General features: G+C 70.2%; 17 protein-coding genes. 9 read left to right on the top strand and 8 right to left on the bottom strand.

Features of this window, described 5'->3' with window-relative positions; all coding sequences use genetic code 11:
- Positions 1-100 precede the first annotated feature (100 nt).
- Positions 101-1,552: a serine/threonine-protein kinase gene (locus tag ACH34Q_RS22345; protein WP_395984949.1), complete on the bottom strand. Its 1,452-nt coding sequence runs from the start codon at positions 1,550-1,552 to the stop codon at positions 101-103.
- An 88-nt stretch (positions 1,553-1,640) separates the two neighbouring features.
- Between ACH34Q_RS22345 and ACH34Q_RS22350 the strand changes: the two genes are divergently transcribed.
- The 8 genes from ACH34Q_RS22350 to ACH34Q_RS22385 all read left to right on the top strand — a co-directional run bounded on the left by ACH34Q_RS22350 (position 1,641) and on the right by ACH34Q_RS22385 (position 10,535).
- Positions 1,641-2,096, top strand: a complete 456-nt coding sequence (locus tag ACH34Q_RS22350; RefSeq protein WP_395984950.1) for a hypothetical protein — start codon at positions 1,641-1,643, stop codon at positions 2,094-2,096.
- A gap of 119 nt (positions 2,097-2,215) precedes the next feature.
- Positions 2,216-3,157 (top strand): hypothetical protein, encoded by a 942-nt coding sequence (locus ACH34Q_RS22355; RefSeq protein ID WP_395984951.1) that lies wholly within the window; start codon positions 2,216-2,218, stop codon positions 3,155-3,157.
- Positions 3,158-3,347: 190 nt separating this feature from the next.
- On the top strand, positions 3,348-3,695 hold the full coding sequence (locus tag ACH34Q_RS22360; protein WP_395984952.1) for an MBL fold metallo-hydrolase: 348 nt from the start codon (positions 3,348-3,350) through the stop codon (positions 3,693-3,695).
- 106 nt (positions 3,696-3,801) lie between these two features.
- Positions 3,802-5,412: a bifunctional 3-(3-hydroxy-phenyl)propionate/3-hydroxycinnamic acid hydroxylase gene (locus tag ACH34Q_RS22365; protein WP_395984953.1), complete on the top strand. Its 1,611-nt coding sequence runs from the start codon at positions 3,802-3,804 to the stop codon at positions 5,410-5,412.
- Positions 5,409-6,701, top strand: a complete 1,293-nt coding sequence (locus ACH34Q_RS22370) for a PucR family transcriptional regulator (protein ID WP_395984954.1) — start codon at positions 5,409-5,411, stop codon at positions 6,699-6,701. Before ACH34Q_RS22365 ends, ACH34Q_RS22370 begins: the two co-directional genes overlap by 4 nt.
- 107 nt (positions 6,702-6,808) lie before the next feature.
- The gene (locus ACH34Q_RS22375; protein WP_395984955.1) at positions 6,809-7,663 is read left to right on the top strand and encodes a fumarylacetoacetate hydrolase family protein; all 855 of its coding nucleotides are present in this window, start codon (positions 6,809-6,811) and stop codon (positions 7,661-7,663) included.
- Position 7,664: 1 nt separating this feature from the next.
- Positions 7,665-8,585 carry a VOC family protein gene (locus ACH34Q_RS22380; protein WP_395984956.1) on the top strand — a complete coding sequence of 307 codons (921 nt, stop codon included), beginning with the start codon at positions 7,665-7,667 and terminating at the stop codon, positions 8,583-8,585.
- Positions 8,586-8,663: 78 nt separating this feature from the next.
- Positions 8,664-10,535 carry an acyl-CoA synthetase gene (locus ACH34Q_RS22385; protein ID WP_395984957.1) on the top strand — a complete coding sequence of 624 codons (1,872 nt, stop codon included), beginning with the start codon at positions 8,664-8,666 and terminating at the stop codon, positions 10,533-10,535.
- A gap of 151 nt (positions 10,536-10,686) precedes the next feature.
- Here the strand turns inward: ACH34Q_RS22385 and ACH34Q_RS22390 are convergent, their stop codons facing one another.
- From ACH34Q_RS22390 to ACH34Q_RS22415, 6 genes are all read right to left on the bottom strand, one after another.
- On the bottom strand, positions 10,687-11,940 hold the full coding sequence (locus ACH34Q_RS22390) for a cytochrome P450 (protein WP_395984958.1): 1,254 nt from the start codon (positions 11,938-11,940) through the stop codon (positions 10,687-10,689).
- On the bottom strand, positions 11,937-13,235 hold the full coding sequence (locus tag ACH34Q_RS22395; RefSeq protein WP_395984959.1) for a cytochrome P450: 1,299 nt from the start codon (positions 13,233-13,235) through the stop codon (positions 11,937-11,939). Before ACH34Q_RS22395 ends, ACH34Q_RS22390 begins: the two co-directional genes overlap by 4 nt.
- Positions 13,232-13,849, bottom strand: coding sequence for a GTP-binding protein (locus ACH34Q_RS22400; RefSeq protein ID WP_395984960.1), 618 nt, complete (start codon positions 13,847-13,849; stop codon positions 13,232-13,234). The genes ACH34Q_RS22395 and ACH34Q_RS22400 overlap by 4 nt, the downstream gene beginning before the upstream one ends.
- The gene (locus ACH34Q_RS22405; protein ID WP_395984961.1) at positions 13,830-14,186 is read right to left on the bottom strand and encodes a DUF742 domain-containing protein; all 357 of its coding nucleotides are present in this window, start codon (positions 14,184-14,186) and stop codon (positions 13,830-13,832) included. Before ACH34Q_RS22405 ends, ACH34Q_RS22400 begins: the two co-directional genes overlap by 20 nt.
- On the bottom strand, positions 14,183-14,602 hold the full coding sequence (locus ACH34Q_RS22410; RefSeq protein ID WP_395984962.1) for a roadblock/LC7 domain-containing protein: 420 nt from the start codon (positions 14,600-14,602) through the stop codon (positions 14,183-14,185). The genes ACH34Q_RS22405 and ACH34Q_RS22410 overlap by 4 nt, the downstream gene beginning before the upstream one ends.
- Positions 14,603-14,666: 64 nt before the next feature.
- Positions 14,667-16,013, bottom strand: coding sequence for a sensor histidine kinase (locus ACH34Q_RS22415; RefSeq protein ID WP_395984963.1), 1,347 nt, complete (start codon positions 16,011-16,013; stop codon positions 14,667-14,669).
- A gap of 1,194 nt (positions 16,014-17,207) precedes the next feature.
- Between ACH34Q_RS22415 and ACH34Q_RS22420 the strand changes: the two genes are divergently transcribed.
- Positions 17,208-19,166 carry a WD40 repeat domain-containing serine/threonine protein kinase gene (locus ACH34Q_RS22420; RefSeq protein ID WP_395984964.1) on the top strand — a complete coding sequence of 653 codons (1,959 nt, stop codon included), beginning with the start codon at positions 17,208-17,210 and terminating at the stop codon, positions 19,164-19,166.
- A 64-nt stretch (positions 19,167-19,230) separates the two neighbouring features.
- On the opposite strand, the gene ACH34Q_RS22425 is transcribed toward ACH34Q_RS22420, so the two are convergent.
- A complete protein-coding gene (locus ACH34Q_RS22425) occupies positions 19,231-19,968 on the bottom strand; it encodes an SDR family oxidoreductase (protein ID WP_395984965.1) in 738 nt (245 codons plus the stop codon).
- Between the last annotated feature and the right edge of the window lie 93 nt (positions 19,969-20,061).

Below are 20,061 nucleotides of genomic sequence, written 5' to 3' on the forward strand. Positions count from 1 at the left end.
ACGCCGCCATCGCCCTGATACACCGATCGCCCCAACGTGCGCCGACACAGAAGGCACCTGCGATGGGGACGCGTGATCTGCATGTTCCGCCGCCGTCCGGTCAGGCGGCGGCGGCGGGTTTGAGGCTGTAGGTGACGATTCCCTGGTGAACGGTGCCGCCCGCCACCTCGAAATTACCCTGGATGCTGTACATTCCGTGCGCCCAGTTCATTCCGGCCCAGCCCGGTTGCTCACCCAGGATGCTGACCTGGACGCCGGTGCATTTGTTATACGAGGGCTGTTCGCCCGGGTCCAGCTTCTCGAAGCACTCCGTCCACACCACGATCAAGGCCCCGTCGTTCTTGCGGGAGGCCCGGAAGGGCTGGCCTTTGCCGTCCTCGGGGACGATGTCCTCATCGAGCCGGGCGCCGATGAATATCTTCTTGCCGACACTGGATTGCAGGAACTGCGCGAACTCCTTCCCCGGGGCCCAGTTGGCGATGGCCTTCCGGTAGGACGGATGGGACGGAGCGGCCACGGGGGTCTGCTGCACGGACGGGCGCTCGTTCTCGTCGAGGCGGAGTTGCCGGATGAGGAGCGACCCGCCGATGACGACGACCACGGCCAGCGTGCTCGCGACGACGGCGAGGGTTCGTCTCCGGCTCGCTGCGGCGGCCTGGGTGGCGGGATCGGTGGCCGGCGCGAGCGCGGATGCCTGTACGGGTCGGACGGCGGCCGGGTCCACGGAGAACGCGGCCGGGCCTTCCGGGCCGGAAAGGGTCTGGACGAGGGTGCGGGCATCGGGCCGGACGTCCGGTCGCGGCGCGAGCGAGGCGGTGAGGAGCGGGCGGAATGCGGCGGGAACGCCGTCGAGGTCGGTGGCGCCCTGGTAGGCGCGCAGCGCGACGGCCTGCATTCCGCCGGTGCCGAAGACGGGTTTGCCGGTCGCCGCGTACCCGATGGTGGCGCCCCACGCGAAGACGTCGGCGGGCGGACCGGCGGCGCCGCCCTCCAGGGCCTCCGGCGGGATGTAGCCGACCGTCCCGATCGTCCCGCCTTCGCGGGTGATCCGGGTCGCGTCCTGTTCTTGGGCGATGCCGAAGTCGATGACGACCGGTTCGCCGCCGACGACCATGACGTTGGACGGTTTGAGGTCGCGGTGGATATGCCCGGCGCCGTGGATGGCCACCAGGGCCTCGGCGATGCCGCGTGCCATCTGCATCAGATCGTCACCGCGCAGCGGGCCGTCGGTCTTGACGACGTCGTGCAGCGTCCGGCCCTGGACGTAGCGGGTGACGATGTACGGCGGATCCGCATCGAGGTCGGCGTCCAGCAGTTCGGCGACGCGGGGGCTGCTGACGCGCCGCATCACCTGGACCTCGCGGCTGAGCCGTTCCCGCATTTTGCGGTCATAGGAGATGCTGGGATGGAGTTGTTTGACCGCGACGGTCCCTCCGTCAGGGGCGAGCGCGAGGAATACGCGGCCCATGCCGCCGGCCGCGAGATGCGACTGCGGACGGTACTTGCCGATGTTCTGCGGCAATTCCTCTCGACGCACTCCCGCGTCTCCCATCTCGCGCTCACTCCTGCCGGCCCGGCTATAGTGGCCGCCCGACCAGAGCGGGCGCAAATGTGTCCGGAAATCGTACAGCGGAGGTTGCGTGGCCGTGTTCAGGCTTGTAACAGTCGTCACCGTTCTGACGTGCGCGGGAGTGCTCACCGGTTGCCAGGGCGGCGGGGATGACGATGCCGCCGGGAAGACGTCCGCCGCCCCACCTGCCACGGCACCCGGCGCCCCCGCGCCCGCCACGACCGCGCGGCCGCCGTCCCCTTCCAAGCCCGCCGCCGCGCCGTGCCCGTCGCGGGCGCAGATCGCCGACGCCGTGTCGGCCGCCGACGGTTCCAGCGGCGTCATCGTGTCGGACGAGATCACCTGCCAGGGCGGCTGGGCGACGACAGAGATGCGCTATCCGGGCTCGGATCCGTCGCGCGTGATCGTACGGACGCGAAGCGGAAAGGTCAGCCTGGTCACCTACGGCACCGACGCCCTTTGCGACGGTCCCAAAATGGCGAATGCGCCGGCCAAAATCAGGAAGGCCCTCGGCCCTTACTGCTGAAAGGAATCCGACCGCGAGACCCTGGCGATCGGCAGCCGGGTGACCGCATGATCGTCCGCTTCAGGCCGTCTGCGGATATTCGCGTTGATCTCTGATCGGGTGGGGCCCAAGATACAGCTGTGACGAAGTGGCAGAGGGTGACGGGCGTCGCCGTGACGGTGTCGGGTGCGCTGTGCTTGAGCGCGTGCGCGGGTGACTCGGGCGCGAGCGGCGGGACGACACCGGCAGGGTCGCCATCCGCGACGCCGGTATCGATGGAGCAGTACGGCGCCACGCTGAAGAGCGCGATCGATCCGTTGGAGACCGAACTGGCGGACCTGGCGAAGGCCAAGGCGTACAAGGGTCTGCAGGGTCGCGTCAACGACGTCAAGGACGCCGTGCCCCAGGCCGCCGCCAAGCTCCGTTCGGTCACCCCGCCTGCCGAGGCCGCCGGGGAGCACACGAGTCTCGTCAGTGCCCTCGGGCGGTTCGAGAGCGTGGTCGGCGACCTGGGCGGCGAGGTCGGCTCGCGGAACCTGTGCACCGGGTCGGCGGTCCGGGCCAAGATCGGCGACGCGGACGGCCCGGGCGCGCTCCGCTCCGCGATGGCGGCGGTGCAGGCCAAGGTGCCGGGCAAGCGGCGGACGCTCACGCTGCCGTCCGCCGGCCAGAAGCCGGGGTCGCGCCCGTCCAACGGGACGCTCATCCGGTCGGGCGGCGGCGGGGGCAACGGGCGGCTCACCATCGACAACAGGGGCGGCTCGGACGACACGCTGGTGACGCTGGGCAAGGGCAGCAAGCCGATGATGTCGGTCTTCGTCCGGCACGGTAAGAAGCACACGCTCAGCGGTGTGCCGGACGGCGCGTACACGGTGTTCTTCACCGGCGGCACCAGCTGGGACGGTGCGGCCAAGGCGTTCGGCCGCGAGTGCGCCTTCCAGAAGTTCGAGGATCCGCTCGATTACACCACCACCCGGACAGCCACCCAGATTCGGTACCGCACCTGGAGCATCACGCTTCAGGAGGTCGTCGGCGGGAACGCGCGCACCTCGGACGTAAGTCCCGAAGACTTTCCCGAGTAGGTTCCTGGTCCGTTCCATGGCGACGGCGGCGTTCTTGGGCGGCGCGCATAAAGATCCTCGCTCGCCTGGGCCGACGAATACTGGTCGACAAGCTCCCTTATGCGAGTTGATGGGGCGGCACCCGGTCCGAGCGCCGGGGGCGGCCGCTCATCGGCTTTGCCCAGGAGGAACAGACACCCCCGAGGGCGCCGTGGTCATCTCCGGTGACACCCGCGTCTGTCCCGAGGTGGAGGCACTTTGCCACGGCGCGGACCTGCTGGTCCACGAGGCCTGCCGTGCCACCGCCCTGGCCGGGGCCGTGCGGGGGACGGTCTTCGCGACCATCTTCGACTATCACGCCGACACCGTCGCTCTGGGCGGCATGGCCGAGCGTGCCGGAGTCCCGCACACGGTGCTGACCCATCTCATCCCCGCGCCCAGTACGGCCGAAGAGGAGGACGGGTTCGCCGCGGACCTCCGCGAGGGCGGCTATCGCGGCCGGATCACCGTGGGACGGGATCTGCTGAGCTTCGACCTCGCCGGCCCGCCCAAAAGCTGAGGGACTACTGGGCTCATGGCCCAAGTCCGTGGCTGTCCTCGCGCCGTTTACTGATGACGAGATCTCGGGAGCCTGCTCTCGATCCGGCACGGAGGGGATCAGGATCATGCTGAGTGGTGACGCGGAGGCCGGCGCCGACGTCGTGGTCGTCGGGTGCGGTCCGGTCGGGCAACTGACGGCCATCCTGCTCGGGACGCGGGGATGGCGTGTCGTGGTCGTCGAGCGGTGGCCCGAGCCGTACCCGCTCCCGCGGGCCGTGACGTTCGATCACGAGGCCGCCCGGCTGCTGGCCGCCGCGGGTCTGGGGGACCGGCTCGGGGAGATCAGCGAGGCGGCCCGCGAGTACGAGTGGCGCAACGCCGCGGGGCAGGTGCTGCTGCGGTTCGAGTGGGATCGGCCGGGCATCTCCGGATGGCCCTGGTCGAGCATGTTCTCTCAGCCACGGTTGGAAGCGCTGCTGGCCGAGCGGATGGTGCAGATCGACGGCCTGCGAGTTCGCCCGGGGCTTGAGGTCGTCGGCGTCGTCCAGTCCGAGCACCGGGCGGAGGTGACCGTCCGGGACGCGGCCGGTCACCTGGACGTCATCAGCGCCTCGTACGTGATCGGCTGCGACGGAGCCAACAGCACGGTACGGCGGCACATGACGGCGACGGTCACCGACCTGGGCTTCCGCTACGACTGGCTGATCGTCGACGTCGTCCCCGACCATGAAGGGGAGTGGACGCCGTCGAATCTTCAGATCTGCGACCCGCTGCGCCCGACCACGGTGGTCTCCGGAGGACCGGGGCGGCGCCGGTTCGAGTTCATGCGGCTGCCGCACGAGACCGCGAAGTGGCTCGATCAGGCCGAGACGGCCTGGTCTTTGATCGAGCCGTGGGGACTGACACCGTCCAACGCGGTCCTGGAACGGCACGCGGTCTACACCTTCCAGGCCCGATGGGCCGACCAGTGGCGGGACGGCAGGCTCCTGCTGGCCGGGGACGCCGCTCATCTCATGCCGCCGTTCGCCGGACAGGGAATGTGCTCGGGGCTGCGGGACGCGGCCAACCTGGCCTGGAAACTCGACCTCGTCCTCGCCCGCAGGGCCGTGCCCGAACTCCTGGACTCCTACACCGTCGAACGCTCCGCGCACGTCCAGCAGGCGATCCAGACCTCCATCCAATTGGGCAAGGTGATCTGCGTCCTGGACGATGCGGCGGCGGCCGAGCGCGATCAGGCGATGGGAGCCGCGACCGGCGGGACGGTCGTGGACACCATTCCCGACGCCGCGCTGTCCGCAGGTGTCCTGCACTGCGGCCCCGACGGGACGCCCGGCCCCGCGGCAGGCGAGCTCAGCCCGCAGGGCCACGTCTCCTGGAACGGGGCCGCCGGACCGTTCGACCAGGTGGTCGGGACCGGCTTCGTGATCGCCGCGCTGTTCGACCCGGCGGAGGCGCTCACGGACCAGCACCTCGCGTTCTGTACGGCGATCGGAGCCCGGCTGGTCCGGCTGGCCGCCACCGGAAAGCCCGTTCCAGGCGCCGTGACCGACTCCGACGGGGTCTACCACGCGCTGCTGAACGGCACCGGCCGGACCGCCGTCATCGTCCGGCCCGACTTCTACGTCTTCGGTACCGCCACGGCCGACGACCTGGGGGATCTGGTGGACGATCTGCGCGACCGGCTGACCGGGCGCCCGGCGGACCGGCCGCCGGCCTCTGATCTACTGAAGCGGTGACCGATCCGGCACAGGCCTGGCTGCTGAGGCTGCGCGGCGAGAAGTCGCCGAACCTGCGGCCGGCCTGCGCCGCGCCGACCGTCGCCGGCGCGGTCGAGTGGGTGGGCTCGGGGCCGGTGGACTGGGCGGTCCAGGTGGCCCGGGCGATGACCGCGGAGATCATCGAGCGGGTGCCCGAGCACGGCGGCGGCCCCGCTCCGTTCGAGACCCTGCGGCGCTCCGTCGAGGCCACCGTGCTGGTGGCGCTGTGCGGGCTGCATGCCGACAGGAGGCCGGATCCGGACCTGGTGGCACCCGAGGCGGTGGAGGGCAACCATGAACTGGCCCGCCGGGGCGTCCCGCTGGACCGGGTCCTGCGCGGGGTCCGGATCGGGCACGCGCGCCTGCATCGTGAACTGATGGCCGCCATCGAGTCCGAGCCGGAGCCGATCCGGGCGGCGGAGACCAACCGGGTCACTGAGCTGCTGTTCGACTACGCCGACATGCAGGCCAGCCGGCTCGCCGAGGACTACATCGCCGAACGGGACCGCTGGCGTAGCGGCACCGAGACGGCCAGGCGGCGGATCGTCGAGGACATCCTGGCCGGCCGCCGCGTCGACCAGGAGACCGCGACGCGGGTGCTCGGCTACGACCTCGCCCACCATCATCTGGCCTTCGTCGTCTGGGCTCCCTCTCCTGACACGCCGGCCGAAGACCTCCACCGGTACGCCGCGGAGTTCGCGCGGACGGCCGGAGCGGACCGGCTCCTCACCGTCCCGTCGGGTCCGTCGCGGTTGTGGGCCTGGGCCGGCTGGGCGACCGGCCCGCCCGCCGACGTCATCGCCGGCCGGCGCGCCCGTTTCGAACCCCCGCCAGAGCTGCGTGTCGCGGTGGGGCCTTCCGCGGCGGGGCTCGCGGGGTTCCGGCGCAGCCATCTCGGCGCGGGCGAAGCCGAGCGGATCCGCCGCCGAAGCGGCGGCGAGCGGCTGTGCGACTACGCCGATATCCGGGTGGCGTCGCTGGTGACCGCCGACGCCGAGCACGGACACTGGTTCGTCCAGGAGGTCCTGGGAGCGCTCGGCGCCCCCGATGACCGGACCCGGGAACTCCGCGAGACGCTGCGGGTGTACCTGGCTGAGGGACGCAGCCCCCAGCGGGCCGCCGAGCGGCTGCACGTCAACCGCAACACCGTGACCTACCGGATCAAACGCGCACAAGAACTGCTGGGCCGCCCCGTGGGCGCGGGTCTGGAGATCTGGCTGGCGCTCGAGGCCGCCCGGATTCTCGGCCACGACGACGCGGGTGGCTGAGCGTCGCGCACAAACGCGCCGGCCGGCTTGGGCGCCACGCCCAAGCGGTTCCGTCGGCCGCACGCGTTGAATCGGAGACGCCATCACCGATCGGAAGGCCTCTCCAGATGCGTGTTGCCAATCTCGCCGGACGAGCCGTGCTGCTCGTCGCCGACGGGGCCCTCGACGTCCACAAGGCCAGCGGCGGCCTGTTCGGCCCAGACCCGCAAGAGCTGTACGCACGGTGGGACGAGTTGCGGGCATGGGAAGCGCGCGGGGAGGCCTCCGCCGAACCGCAGCCGTACGACGCGGCCGATCTGGGGCCCGCCGTCCCCGCGCCGCGGCAGGTGTTCGCGATCGGGGTGAACTACCGCGAGCACGCGGCCGAGTCGAACATCGACGTGTCCGAGCGCCCGCCGTGGCCGCCGACCTTCACCAAGTTCCCCTCCTGCCTGGCCGGCCCGCACGTCCAGGTCACGCTGCCCGACGGCCTGGTGGACTGGGAGGTGGAACTGGTCGTGGTGATCGGCCGCCGCACCGGCCGGGTCACGGCCGCCGGCGCCTGGGGCCACGTCGCGGGGCTGACCGTCGGCCAGGACCTGTCCGAGCGGATCACGCAGCTGTCCGGCCCCGTCCCTCAGCAGTACTCGCTGGGCAAGTCCTACCCGGGCTTCGGTCCGATCGGGCCCGCCGTGGTCACCCTGGACGACCTCGGCGATCCGGACGACCTGCGGATCGGCTGCGAGCTCAACGGCGAGACGATGCAGGACGCGCGCACCAGCGAAATGATCTTCAGTGTGCCGGAGCTGGTCGAGCGGCTGTCGGCCGTCGCCCCGCTGCTCCCCGGTGATGTGATCTTCACCGGGACCCCGGCCGGGATCGGCGGGACCCGTACCCCGCCGCGCTTCCTCGAGGCCGGCGACGAACTGGTCAGCCGCATCGAGGGCCTCGGAACGCTCCGTACCACGTTCAAGGGGGCCTGAGGTGGCACTGCACCGCCTGACCACCATCACCATCGGCGTACCGAACCCCGCCGAGACCGCCGCCTACTACGCCGACTTCGGGCTGACGCCGGACGGCGACGGTCTCTTCGCGACCGCCGACGGCGGCCGGCAGTTGCGGCTGGTCAGGACGCCGACCCGGCGGCTGGTCGAACTCGGCGTCGGCGCCGAAGACCCGGACGACCTGGCCCGTACCGCCGCGAGCCTGTCCCGGCTGGGCCACCGGCCCGACCGCAAGGACGGGGCACTGACCGTCCGTGAGCCGGGAACAGGGGTGACCGTACGGGTCACGGTCGCCGAGCCCATCGTCCGTACACCCGAGCCGGCACCGGTCTACAACGGACCGGGCCGCACCCCCAGGCTGGACGCCCGCGCGCCCGGAATCGAGCGCGCCGAGGCCGTCCGGCCGCGCAAACTCGGCCATGTGGTGCTGGGCTCCACCGACCAGGAGACCAGCCAGCGGTTCTTCACCGAAGGCCTCGGCTTCAAGATCAGCGACGAGGTGCCGGGCATCGCGGCGTTCCTGCGCTGCTCCACCGACCACCACAACGTGCTGGTCCAGCCCGCACCCGTGCCCTACCTCCACCACACCTCCTGGGAGGTCGAGGACGTCGACGAGATCGGCCGGGGCGCGCACCGGATGCTGGAGGGCCACCCGGAACGGCACGTCTGGGGGCTGGGACGCCACCACATCGGCTCCAACTTCTTCTGGTACCTCAAGGACCCGGCGGGCAACTTCTCCGAGTACTACAGCGACCTGGACTGCATCGTCGACGAGGCCGTCTGGAAGCCCGAGGACTTCGCCGACATGCGGATCCTCTACAGCTGGGGGCCGCCCGTACCGCCGTCGTTCATCGAGCCCGACGACCTGGCCGCGCTCATGACCGGAGCGCACAGCGCCTGAACCATCACGTCCCGACCGGATTCGTCGCCGGTCTCGTCAGCGCAGACGACCTCCATCCCTGCCTTCGAGGAGATCTCGATGACCGCTGCCCCGCACACGCAGGGCGACCGTCCGCTCATCCTGCTGCCCGAGGACCTGCCCGCCGTCGAGATGGTCGCCCTGGACGAACGCGACCTGCCCGCCAACACGTACGAGCTCCTGTATCGGACCGCGTCCGTACATCCAGGCAGGCCCGCCCTGTACCTGCTCGGCGAGGACGGCCTGCCCTGGCGCGAGGCCGCCTGCTGGACCTACGGCGCGCTGCTGGAGCGCGTGCACCAGGCCGCGAACGCGTTCTTGGACCTCGGCGTCCCTGAAGGCGGCGTCGTCGCGTCGATGCTGCCGAACTCCGGATCCGCCTACGCGGCCCTGCTCGGCGCCCAGGCCATCGGGATCGCCAATCCCGTCAACCCGATGCTCGCCGAGGAGCACCTGGCGGAGATCCTCAGCCTCACCGGCGCGCGGCTGCTGCTGGCCCCCGGGCCAGGTCTGTCTCCGGAGTTGTGGGCCAAGGCACGGCGCATCGCCGCCCTGCTGCGCGGCCCGCTCGTCCTGGCCGCCGTCGGCCACCCGCCGGACACAGGGGGAGTGGCCTTCGACGCGGTCGCCGCGCGGCAGCCGTCCGGTGGACTGCGCACCGGGCGCCGCCCTGGCCCGGGCGACCTGGCCGCCTACTTCCACACCGGCGGGACGACCGGGGTGCCCAAGGTGGCCCCGCACACCCATGCCATGGAGGTGTACATGGCCTGGGCACTGGGCTGTTCGGGTGCCTACCTCGACGACTCCGTCGTCTTGTCCGGCCTGCCCCTGTTCCATGTCAACGCCGTCCACGTCACCGGGCTCGGTCCGTTCCTGCACGGGATACCGGTCGTCAGCTTCGGACCCCTCGGCTACCGGGACAAAGCGCTCATAGCCGACTTCTGGCGCATCATCGAGCACTACAAGGTGACGAGCTTCTCCGGAGTCCCGACGGTCTACGCCCGGCTGCCCGAGGTGCCCGAGGACGCCGACCTGTCCAGCCTGCGCGCCGGGGCCGTCGGCGCGGCTCCCCTGCCCCGGAAGGTGCGGCGCGCGTTCGAGGAGACCACCAAGGTACCGATGCTGGAGGGCTACGGTCTGACGGAGGCCACTTGTGCGACCGCAGCCACGCCCGCGCTCGCGCCGCGTGCCGGCTCGGTGGGGCTCCGGCTGCCCTACCAGCAGGTCAAAGCCGTCACCGTGGACGCCGAGGAACGCCCGCTGAGGGACTGCCCGCCCGGACGGACCGGAGTCCTGGCGATCAAGGGGCCCAGCGTCTTTCCCGGCTACCTGCGGCCTGGGCCCGGCGGTCCCGTACCCGACCCGTCCGGGAAGGTGTTCGACGGGTGGCTGCTCACCGGCGACCTCGGGACGGTCGACGCCGACGGCTACGTCCGCCTCGCCGGCCGCGCGAAGGATCTGATCATCCGCGGCGGCCACAACATCGACCCGCTGCCCATCGAAGAGTCCCTGCTCGGGCATCCCGGCGTCGCCGCCGCGGCCGTCGTCGGCGCGCCCGATCCGTACTCGGGAGAGGTCCCCGTCGCCTACCTCGTCCTCTCCCCGACGGAAGCCCGCGTGGACGAGGCGGAACTGCTCGCCTGGGCGCGTGCCCACGCTCCCGAGCCCGCCGCGGCCCCGAAGGCGGTGCACGTGGTCACCGGCCTGCCGACGACGCTCATCGGCAAGATCTTCAAGCCCGCGCTCGTCGAGGACGCCGTCCGCCGCCTGGTGAGCGCTGCGCTCGATGAAGCAGGCCTCACCGGGTCCGTCGAGGTCGAGACGCGCGACGGGCGGCCCCACGTCTCGGTCCGGCTGACCGGTGGGGGAGACCCAAGTGGGTTGACCGCCGACCTCGACAGGTACGCCTTCACGCACGAGATCACCGCATGACCGGACGTACGGCGCCCGACCGGCGGGGCCCCTCTTTTCACCTGCCCATAACGGAAGCCCGATTCACGCAAGCGAGAGGTGCTGAGCGCCCGCGACAGCGGCGTGCTCGGTGCGGGGTTCTTGATGCCCGTCCAATCGCGGACCGGTTCGGTCAGTCGGGTTGCGGGTCGGCTGAGTAGGTGCCGAGGCGTACGGGGAACGACTCCAGGTCGTTCTGGGTGAGGACCGGCAGGTTGCGGATCTCTTCGACCGGAACGGCGAGCCGTAGACCCGGGAACCGGGCGAACAGCGCAGGAAGGGCGATGCGGGCCTCTAGCCGGGAGAGGGCCGCACCGGGGCAGATGTGCGGGCCGTGGCCGAAGGATATGTGCCGGATCGGGGTGGGCCTGGTGATGTCGAAGGCATCGGCGTCGGGGCCGTGCTGCTCTTGGTCTCTGCCGATCGCGCGGTAGGAGATGACCACTCCATCGCCCTTGGGGATCACCATGTCGCCGACCTTGATGTCCTCGGTGGCGAAGCGCATCAGCAGATGTGTCGCCGGGGTGTCCCAGCGCAGAGTCTCCTCGACCGCCGCTTCCCACGGCACGTCGCCGTCCAGCAGCTTGCGCAGCTGTTCCGGATGGGTGAGCAGGGCGCGTACGGCGCTGAGGATCAGGCCGATCGTGGTCTCGTGGCCGGCCGCCACCATCGCCTTGAGGTTGCCCACGACCTCCTCTTCGGTCAGCGGCTCGCCATCGGCGTCGGCGAGGATCAGAGCGGTGGTGAGGTCGTCGGTGTGCTCGGCCGTCTTGCCCCGCACCAGGCCGGTGAAGTAGTCGTCCAGTTCCCCGATCACCCGGAGCCGCTCGTCCTGCGGGGTGAGCAGGGAGAAGAACGCCTTGTACCTGTCCATCAGCATCGGGTGGTCGACCTGGTCCACGCCCATCAACTCGCTGACGACGCGCATCGGCAGCGGGTACGCGAAGATCGCTTTTAGGTCCACGACCGCGTCGTCGCGGCCGTGCTCGGCAAGATCGTCCAGGAGCTGGTCGGTGATCCGCTCGATCACCGGGCGCAGCGCCTCGAGCCGGCGCGGGGTCACGGCCTGGGCGGTCTTGGCCCGAAGGCGCCGGTGCTCGGCGCCGTCCACGGTGAACATGGAACGGCCCGCGTCGATCATGCCGATCAGCGGCCACTGGTCGGTGACCGCCCCCGAGGTCCACAACGTCCAGTGGTTCATGTCCTTGACCAGGCGCTCGTCGGTGAGCAGCCGCCTGGCCTCGGCATGCCGGGTCACGGTCCAGGCGGGGACGCCCAGCAGGTCGACACGGGTGATCGGGCCCGCATCCCGCAGCCGCTCGGTCTCGGTGGCCAGGTCACGGACGAGAGGGTCGATGACCATGGCGTCGGGAAGTTGACTGCTCAAGAGTGACCTCCGGTGGGTCGTACGGGCGTGAAGCTGACGGGCAGCGCGGTCATACCGCGCAGGAAGGCCGACGGCCGCCGGACCAGGCTCTGCGCCGGGACGGACAAGTCGATATCTGGCAGCCGGTCGAGCAGCACCTCGATACCGGTCCGGGCGATGATCTCGGCGATCTCCTGGGCCGGGAAAGGACAGCGGTACTCCCCGTAGCTGAACGCGAAGTGCGCGCTGTTCCCCGAGTACGCGGGCTCGGTGGTGCCGGGCAGATGCTGGTGCTGCCGTACAAGGGGGTCGGCGTTGGCCGCCGCCAGTCCGAGGAGGAGCATGTCACCCGCCTGGACGGCCCGCCCTCCCAGTTGCGTGTCGCGCGCCGCCCACCGGCCCGCGAGGATCTGGGTCGGGGTGTCCTCCCAGAGCACCTCGTTCATCGCCTGGCCGATGCTGTGCTGCCCGCCGCCCAGGGCCGCCGCGAACCTGCTGTCGGTCAGCATCAGCCGCACCGAATTGCCGAGCCAGTCGGCCGTGGGCAGGTGGCCGGCGGCGGTGATCGCCATCAGGTCCAGCACGTACTCCTGGTCGCTGAACGCTTCGGGATGGGCCAGCATCCTGGAGGTCACGTCCTCGCCCGGCTGCGCCTGCTTGGCCGCCAGCAGGCGCTGCATGTGCTCGCCGAAACGCCGGTGCGCCTGCTGGGCGTCCGGGCCGCCGTCGGTGAACGCCTTCATGGTCTGCGCCAGGTGCGGGCCGACCTCGTCGGGGAAGCCGATGATCCGGGCGAGCGCCAGCACGGGCAGCGGCTCGGCGAACTCGGTGACGAGTTCGGCCGAGCCGCGTCCGCAGAAGGCGTCGATGAGCCCGTCGGCGAGTTCCTCACAGGTCCGCCGGAGCTCGAAGGCATCGACGGCCTCCAGCGCGGGCTCCACCATCGCGACGTGCCGCCGGTGCTCGGCGCCCGCGGTGAAGTAGATGGACGGCATCGGCGGACCGATCATCGGCAGCAGCGGCCAGTCCGCGGGAACGTTCGCCCACTGGTTCCATAGGCTCACGTCCCGGGGGAACAGCTCGGGGTCGCTGGTGACCTGGTGGAGTTCGGCGTACCCGATGACGAGCCAGGCCGGGAACCCGCCGGGCAGCTCGACCGGGACCACCGGTCCGTGCTCCCGGTGCATCTGGCGATAGAGCCGGTGCGGGTCGGTGTGGAACCCGGGTCCGCTGAGCGGCACGAGCCCGGACGGCCCCTCCGCGAGGCCGGTGGCGGACGTGGCCGCGGCGGGCGTGGCGGGGTCGGACGCGGTCATGGCGCGGTCTCCACGATGGTGGGAAGGGTCTGCAGATGCTCGACCAGGGTGATCAGGACCCGCTTGCTGGACTCGCGGGAACGTGCGTCGCAGTCGACCAGCGGCACACCCGGGTCGAGGTCCAGCGCCTCGCGGACCGCCGCGGACGCGTGGGGCGGGCCGCCGAAGTCATTGCGGGCGACGATGAACGGCGTGCCCTGGTGTTCCAGACGGTCGATGGCGTACCAGCAATCCCCGATCCTGCGCTGGTCCACCAGGACGACGGCGCCGAGCGCGCCGCTGAACAGCCGATCCCACAAGAACCAGAACCGCTCCTGGCCGGGGGCGCCGAACAGGTAGAGCACGGTGTCGTCGGCCACGCTGATGCGCCCGAAATCAAAGGCGACCGTGGTCGTGGACTTGCCCGGGACCTTGCGCGGATCATCGATGTCCTGACCGGCCCGGGTCATCGTCTCCTCGGTGTTGAGCGGGCGGATCTCGCTGACCGAGCGCACCATGGTCGTCTTGCCGGCACCGAAGCCGCCCACGATGACGATCTTCAGGCCGTGCCGCGCGGTGCCGCTGAGCGGCGCGCTTGCCCGCGTCGGCCGGCGTTCAAAGCTCGCGGAGTCCAACGAGCACCTTCTCCAGCGTCGATGCGTCATGCAGCCGCGTCCCGGCGGGACGCGGTCGTGGATGGCGGGCAGTGATCTTTCCGGTGATCAGCAGATCGGACAGCAGGATCGTGGTGATGCCGACCGGCAGTCGCAGCTCCGCGGCGACCTCGACGACGGCCGCCGGGGTTTTGCACATCCGCAGGATGGCCGCGTGTTCGGACTGCATGCCCGGTGCGGGATCGCACTCGCTGACCACCAAGGTGACCAGGTCGAAGGTGTCGGAGTCCGGCTGGGTGCGCCCTTGGGTCAGGGTGAAGAGCCGGTCAGGATCGTCGTCTCGGCCGGGCCGCTTCACAGCGTCGCGCCCGTGTCGAGGCTGCCCGCCGGGGCCCGCGGCGCGGCCGTCAGATGGTGACCGAGCTGCTCGACGAGCTCGAGCATGTGGTGGCCGACCAGACCGGGGTCCGCGCTGTCGGCCGCGACGACCGCCACATGGGCACCGGCACCGGCCTCGGCGATGAACAGGATGCCGCCGTAGAACTCGGTCATCGACTGGCGGACACCTCCCCGCCCGTCGCCGAACTCGACCGAGGCGCCCTGAGCGAGGCTCTGGATCCCGGCGGAGATGGCCGCGAGCTGATCGGCCTGGTCGACCGAGAGTTCCGGGGTGTGACACATCCTCAGTCCGTCCCGGGAGAGCAGCAGGGCGTGCCGGGCACCGGGGGTACCGCTCAGCAGCCGCTCCAGCAGCCAGATCAGATCCGTGCTCATGGGCGAAGTCTCCTGCCCGGCACAGGCGGCATGGAGGGTCGTGTCCCCTCGGGCAACACCGCGCTCATCGGTCGTCCTCACTGGGATCGGAGGGGCTGGAGGGCGGCGGCGGAGTGTCGCCGGCCTCCCGTCGGGCGAAAGCATCGCGGAAGGCGCTGAAGCCGTCGGGCGCGCGCCGCGACGGGGCCGCGACGGCATCGCGGGCCTTTCGATCGGTCGGCAGGCCGTCCGGATGAGCGGTGGCCAGCGTGCCGCCCCGCGGCCGCTTGGGCAGGGCGGACGCGGAGTGCCCGTCGCCCGCCGGCCGATCGCTGCCGCTCGGCGGGTCCTGCTCGGAGGTCGCGGGCGTCTCCGGCCGGCCGCCGGCGGGCCGTCCGGAGACCTGACGCGGGGCCACCGGAACCGGCCTGGTGATCAGCTCCTTCGGGACCATCACCACCACGGCGGTGCCGCCGATGGCCGACGGCCGAAAGGACACGGTCAGGCCGTGTTTGCGGGCCAGAAGCCCCACCACCGCGAGCCCCAGCCGCGTCCCGCTGAGCATGGACAGGTCGCCGGCCGCGCCGGACACGGCGCGTTCGGCCCGGTGCAGCACGGACTGGCTCATCCGCAGGCCGCTGTCCTCGATGGTGATGATCGCGCCGGCCGGGACCTCAGCGGAATAGACGTGGACCTCGGTCGTGGGCGGGGAGAAATTGCAGGCGTTGTCGAAGAATTCGGCGAGAGCGTGCATCACGCCCTCCGCGGCATGCCCGGCGATCGCGACATCGGTGACGGCACGCAGCCGGATCCGCTGATAACCACCGACCCGGCCCATCGCCCCACGCAGAATCGATTCCATCGCGATGGGCTTGGCCCACCGGCGTCCGGAGCGCGCTCCGGACAGCACCGCGATACTGTCCGCCAGCCGACCGGCCTGCGCGGCACGGTGATCCAGACGCAGCAGATCTGCCAGCACCTTCGGGTCGCCGTGCCGATCCTCCATCTCACGCAGGTCGGCGAGCATGCTGGCCGTCATCGCCTGCATACGGCCCGCGGCGCTGGCGCACGCGGCCATGGCGCTCGCCCGCCGGGCCTCACTGTGCTTGGACTCCTCGGCCAGCCGCGCCACCGCCTCGTTTCCACCGGCGATCCTGGCTGCGGCCTGCGCCGCGTCCGCCGCAGCCTGCCTGCGGCTTCGTATGGCCTGATCGCGATAGTGGAACGCCGCCGCGACCGCCGCGCACAGTACGGCAGCGGCGGCCACCGCCCCCGCCGCGAGCGCAGGACGGTAGGAGTCCGGTGCCATCAGCACCGCCATCGCCACGACGGCGAGGGCCGGTATCGCGCAGACCAGCAGCGCCGACCAGGCCGCGGACGGCCGTGAACGTGGCCTCGTCGAGTGATCGAACGCGGCGTCCTGCATGGTCATCAAGGGGTCCTCGGAAGGGCGGGCCCGAGGGCCACAGAAGCATGAGTGCACCAACGGCGTGATCGTATAGCGCAGGCCAATCGCGGCACCACAGAACTCATCCGGCGTTCCTCCTAAATTTCATATTCAGTGGTCAACCCACATAGATTGCCCCTCTTCACGCCACAGGCGTCCCTTTCTTGTTGTGTCCGAAAACGACACTGCGGAGATCCGTAAATAGACTAAGAGGGCGTGGCAAAATGTGTATGTAGCGCTACACGACGTGATGTCGGATGTGCTCTGCGGGTGTCTAAGGGCGAGCAGCCCCCAGACCGTGCGACCCCCGGGGCGGCGTCAGACCAAGGGGCGCATACGCCCGGGCATCCGGCCCAGCGCGGCGTACGCGCTGGCCATGTACCGACACCGCCGTTATCCCAGTGACCTGTCCGAAGCGTGCTAGGCGCTGAACGAAACGGTCCTGGCCGCATGGCGCGAGCGGCGCCTCCTGCCACCGGCAAGCCAGGCTCGTCGACCTCGGCAACCGTGCCGCTACCCCGAATTGCGCTTCCAGGCCGGGACGCAAGCGCCCTCGATCTGGCGGTCGATTCGGTCGCCGGCGTACTCGCGTTCTCGTCCGTGATCCACGTGCCCGACCACGCTGCGCCCGGCGGTTCGAGCAGTTCCGCCGAGTGTTGCGCCCAGAGGGGCCCCTACTGGTCGGCTTTCACATCGCTGACGAGACACGACATACGCCCGAGCGCTACACGGGTCGCCCGATCAACGTTGACGGTCACCACCACTGCCGAGCAGGACCGCGGGCTGGCTTCGTGACGCGGGTTTCACGATCGAGGCCGAACTGGTCATCGGGCCGGACGAGGACGGCCCGGTAACCGTCATCTTCGCGCGCACCTTCGCCTGACCAAGCCCTATTGCCGCCGTCTACCACTTCTGGGCGGCTCATGGCGTTGGGGATATGGTGAAGCGTCACGAGCCGGAGCCGAGACACGGCTGGGGACGTCGAAATAGCTGGAGGGGCGCCGTACTGGTTCGCCCTTTCCTGTACCGCAGCGTGACAAGCGGATTCGGGTACCGTGACCTGCGATTTAGATGACCACAACACCTCTCTTGTTCAATCGATTCTACGAGATATTAAGCCGATCACGTTTGTTGTTAGTCATGCCTGGGCTCGCCCTTCAAAGTGGCTATGGTGTGGGCGTGACCAGGGACATGGAAAGAGTCGTCGTCGGGCGGTACCGGTTGGTGGAGGTGCTGGGCGAGGGCGGGATGGGCGCGGCCTGGCGGGCCCGGGACGAACGGATGCGCCGCGATGTGGTCCTCAAGCAGCTCAAGGTCCCTCCGACACTGGACGCTCGGCGCCGCGGGCAATTGGTCGCCCGGATGGAGCGGGAGGCGCGCGCGGCCGGGATGCTGAAGCACCCCGGCATCGTCACCGTGTACGACCAGTTCCATGATCAGGACGGGCTGCCCTGGATCGTGTTGGAGTACGTGCACGGGCTGTCCCTGGCCGACCTCCTGGAGCGGGACGGCCCGCAGGCCGAGACCGAAGTGCTGCGGATCGGGGCGCAGATCGCCGCCGCGCTGGCCGCCGCCCACCAGGCCGGCATCGTGCACCGCGACATCAAACCCGCCAATGTGCTGGTGGAAGGTGAACGCGTCGTGGTCACCGACTTCGGCATCGCCGCCGTCGCCGGCGACGCCACCCTCACCGCCGAGGGCATGCTGCTGGGCACCCCCGCCTACATGGCGCCCGAGCAAGTCAACGACCACCAAGCCACCCCCGCCTCTGACATGTGGTCACTGGGCGCGACCCTGTACGCCGCGGTCGAGGGCCGCCGCCCCTTCACCGCCACCAACATGGGCGCGCTGCTGCTGGCGGTCTCCCGCGGCGTACCCACCCAAACCACCCGCGCCCACCTCCTCAAACCCATCCTGCACGACCTGATGAACCCCGACCCCGGCCAGCGCCCCACCGCCACCCAGGCCGCCACCATCCTCCAACACGCGCCCAACCAGCACCTCCTCGTTTCCCAGACCTCCGGCGCCGCCTCTGATCGGCCCGCCCCGGCCGCGCCCCGGTCGCTGCTTCCCGCCGCAGGGCCAGGACGGCTCCTGACCCGTCGCCGATTCGCCGGTGTGGGCGCCGCCGGCCTGGTGGCAACCGTCACCTACGGCCTGGTCCAGAAAAAGACGCACGGCCGGCAAGATCCCCCTGCCGCCCTTCAACCCCTCAGTGCCTGGCGGAACCCCACCGAGATCGGCAAGCCTTTCAACAGCCGCACCAACGTCTTCTACTGTGTTGCTTTCAGCCCCGATGGCAAAACCCTGGCCGCCGGCAACAACGAAACGGTGCTGCTGTGGGACACGGCCGCCCGCACCCGAACCGAAAAACCCCTCGCCGGTCCAGAAAACAGCCACTTCGCGGTGGCTTTCAGCCCCGACGGTAGAACCCTGGCCACCAGCATGAACGACGGCACAGTGCGGCTATGGGATGTAGCCGAACGTACCCAAACCGGCAAAGCCCTCACCGGCCACAACGGCGATGCCGACATCATCTCGATGGCCTTCAGTCCCGACGGTAGAATCCTGGCCACAAGCAGCAAGGACGAAACAACGGTACGGCTATGGGATGTGGCCACTCGCACCCAGATCGGCAAATCTCTCACCGGCCACACCGAGTTCGTCCTTTCGGTGGCCTTCAGTCCCGACGGCAAAATCCTTGCCACCGGCAGCTCCGACAAAACGGTGCTGCTATGGGACGTGGCCACCCGCACCCGAACCGGCAAACTCCTCACCGGCCACGCCGACGACGTCGCCTCAGTGGATTTCAGCCCTGACGGTAAGATCCTGGCAACCGGCAGCTTCGACGCAACGGTACGGCTCTGGGATGTGGCCGCCCGCACCCAGATCGGCAAGCCCCTGATGGGCCACACCAACTTCGTCTTCTCGGTGAATTTCAGCCCCGATGGCAAGACCTTGGCCACCGGCAGCAACGACAACACGGTACGGCTGTGGGACGTGGCCACTCGGACCCAGATCGCCAGTCCCCTCACCGCCCACACCACCTTCGTCAAATCGGTGGCCTTCAGCCCTGACGGCAAGACCCTGGCCAGCCTCGGCTACACGGACGGCGTGCGGCTATGGCGACCTTCTTGACCAAGCGGCTTCTCTCGATTTGCGAAAAGTCCGTTAGCGAGAAGTCCCTCAGCGAGAAGGTCCGTCAGCGCTGGGCGGACGGGCGGAGAACGATCTCGTTGACGCCGACGTCGGAGGGCTGGGCGAGGGCATACGCAATGGCGTTCGCGACGTCCTTGGGGCGGATCGAGGCGGCCCGGTAGGTGCGCATGGCCTCGGCGGCGAGCGGATCGGTGATGTGGTGGGCCAGCTCCGTATCGACCACGCCCGGTGAGATGGTGGTGACCCGGATGCCCGGCTCGGATTCCAGCCGCAGCCCTTCGGTGAGCGCCCACGCGGCGTACTTGGTCGCGGAGTAGATCGCGGAGGTCTCCACGACCTGGTGGGCGCCGATCGAAGCGACCGTGACGAAATGGCCGCCTCCCTGACGGCGGAAGGTCGGCAAGGCCGCGGCGATGCCATGGAGGAGGCCGCGAACGTTGACGTCCAGCATCCGGTCCCACTCCTCGACCAGGAGTGCGTCCAGCCTGGACAGGAGCATGACTCCGGCGTTTCCGACCAGCACATCGAGTCGGCCGTACGAGTTCACCACCTCCTCGGTCACCTCGTGGAAGCCGGCACTGTCGGTGACGTCGAGCGGGCGCGCTTCGGCGGAGTGGCCGGCCGCGGTCAGGTCGGCGGCGAGCGCCTTGATCCGGTCGGTGCGGCGGGCGGTGAGGATCACGTGGTGTCCGGCGGTCGCGAGCGTGCGGGCGGTGGCCGCGCCGATGCCGCTGCTCGCGCCGGTCACCAGTACGACCTTTTGTTCTGGTGTCCTTGTCATGCTTCGAGACTCGGGCAGCTGCTTGCTCCGCTCCAGGCCGCCGCGTGCATGGGAGTCCCGCACCCACCCTTGGCCGCCCATGCCCGCCTACCC

It is taken from the genome of Actinomadura sp. 9N407 (genome assembly GCF_044326315.1).
Classification (GTDB): Bacteria; Actinomycetota; Actinomycetes; order Streptosporangiales; family Streptosporangiaceae; genus Spirillospora.

Excerpts from the sequence above, each read along its gene's own strand:
- ACH34Q_RS22345 (WP_395984949.1), bottom strand. The coding sequence starts at position 1,552 with ATGGGAGACGCGGGAGTGCGTCGAGAGGAATTGCCGCAGAACATCGGC.
- ACH34Q_RS22365 (WP_395984953.1), top strand. The coding sequence starts at position 3,802 with ATGCTGAGTGGTGACGCGGAGGCCGGCGCCGACGTCGTGGTCGTCGGG.
- ACH34Q_RS22375 (WP_395984955.1), top strand. The coding sequence starts at position 6,809 with ATGCGTGTTGCCAATCTCGCCGGACGAGCCGTGCTGCTCGTCGCCGAC.
- ACH34Q_RS22385 (WP_395984957.1), top strand. The coding sequence starts at position 8,664 with ATGACCGCTGCCCCGCACACGCAGGGCGACCGTCCGCTCATCCTGCTG.
- ACH34Q_RS22395 (WP_395984959.1), bottom strand. The coding sequence starts at position 13,235 with ATGACCGCGTCCGACCCCGCCACGCCCGCCGCGGCCACGTCCGCCACC.
- ACH34Q_RS22410 (WP_395984962.1), bottom strand. The coding sequence starts at position 14,602 with ATGAGCACGGATCTGATCTGGCTGCTGGAGCGGCTGCTGAGCGGTACC.
- ACH34Q_RS22415 (WP_395984963.1), bottom strand. The coding sequence starts at position 16,013 with ATGACCATGCAGGACGCCGCGTTCGATCACTCGACGAGGCCACGTTCA.
- ACH34Q_RS22425 (WP_395984965.1), bottom strand. The coding sequence starts at position 19,968 with ATGACAAGGACACCAGAACAAAAGGTCGTACTGGTGACCGGCGCGAGC.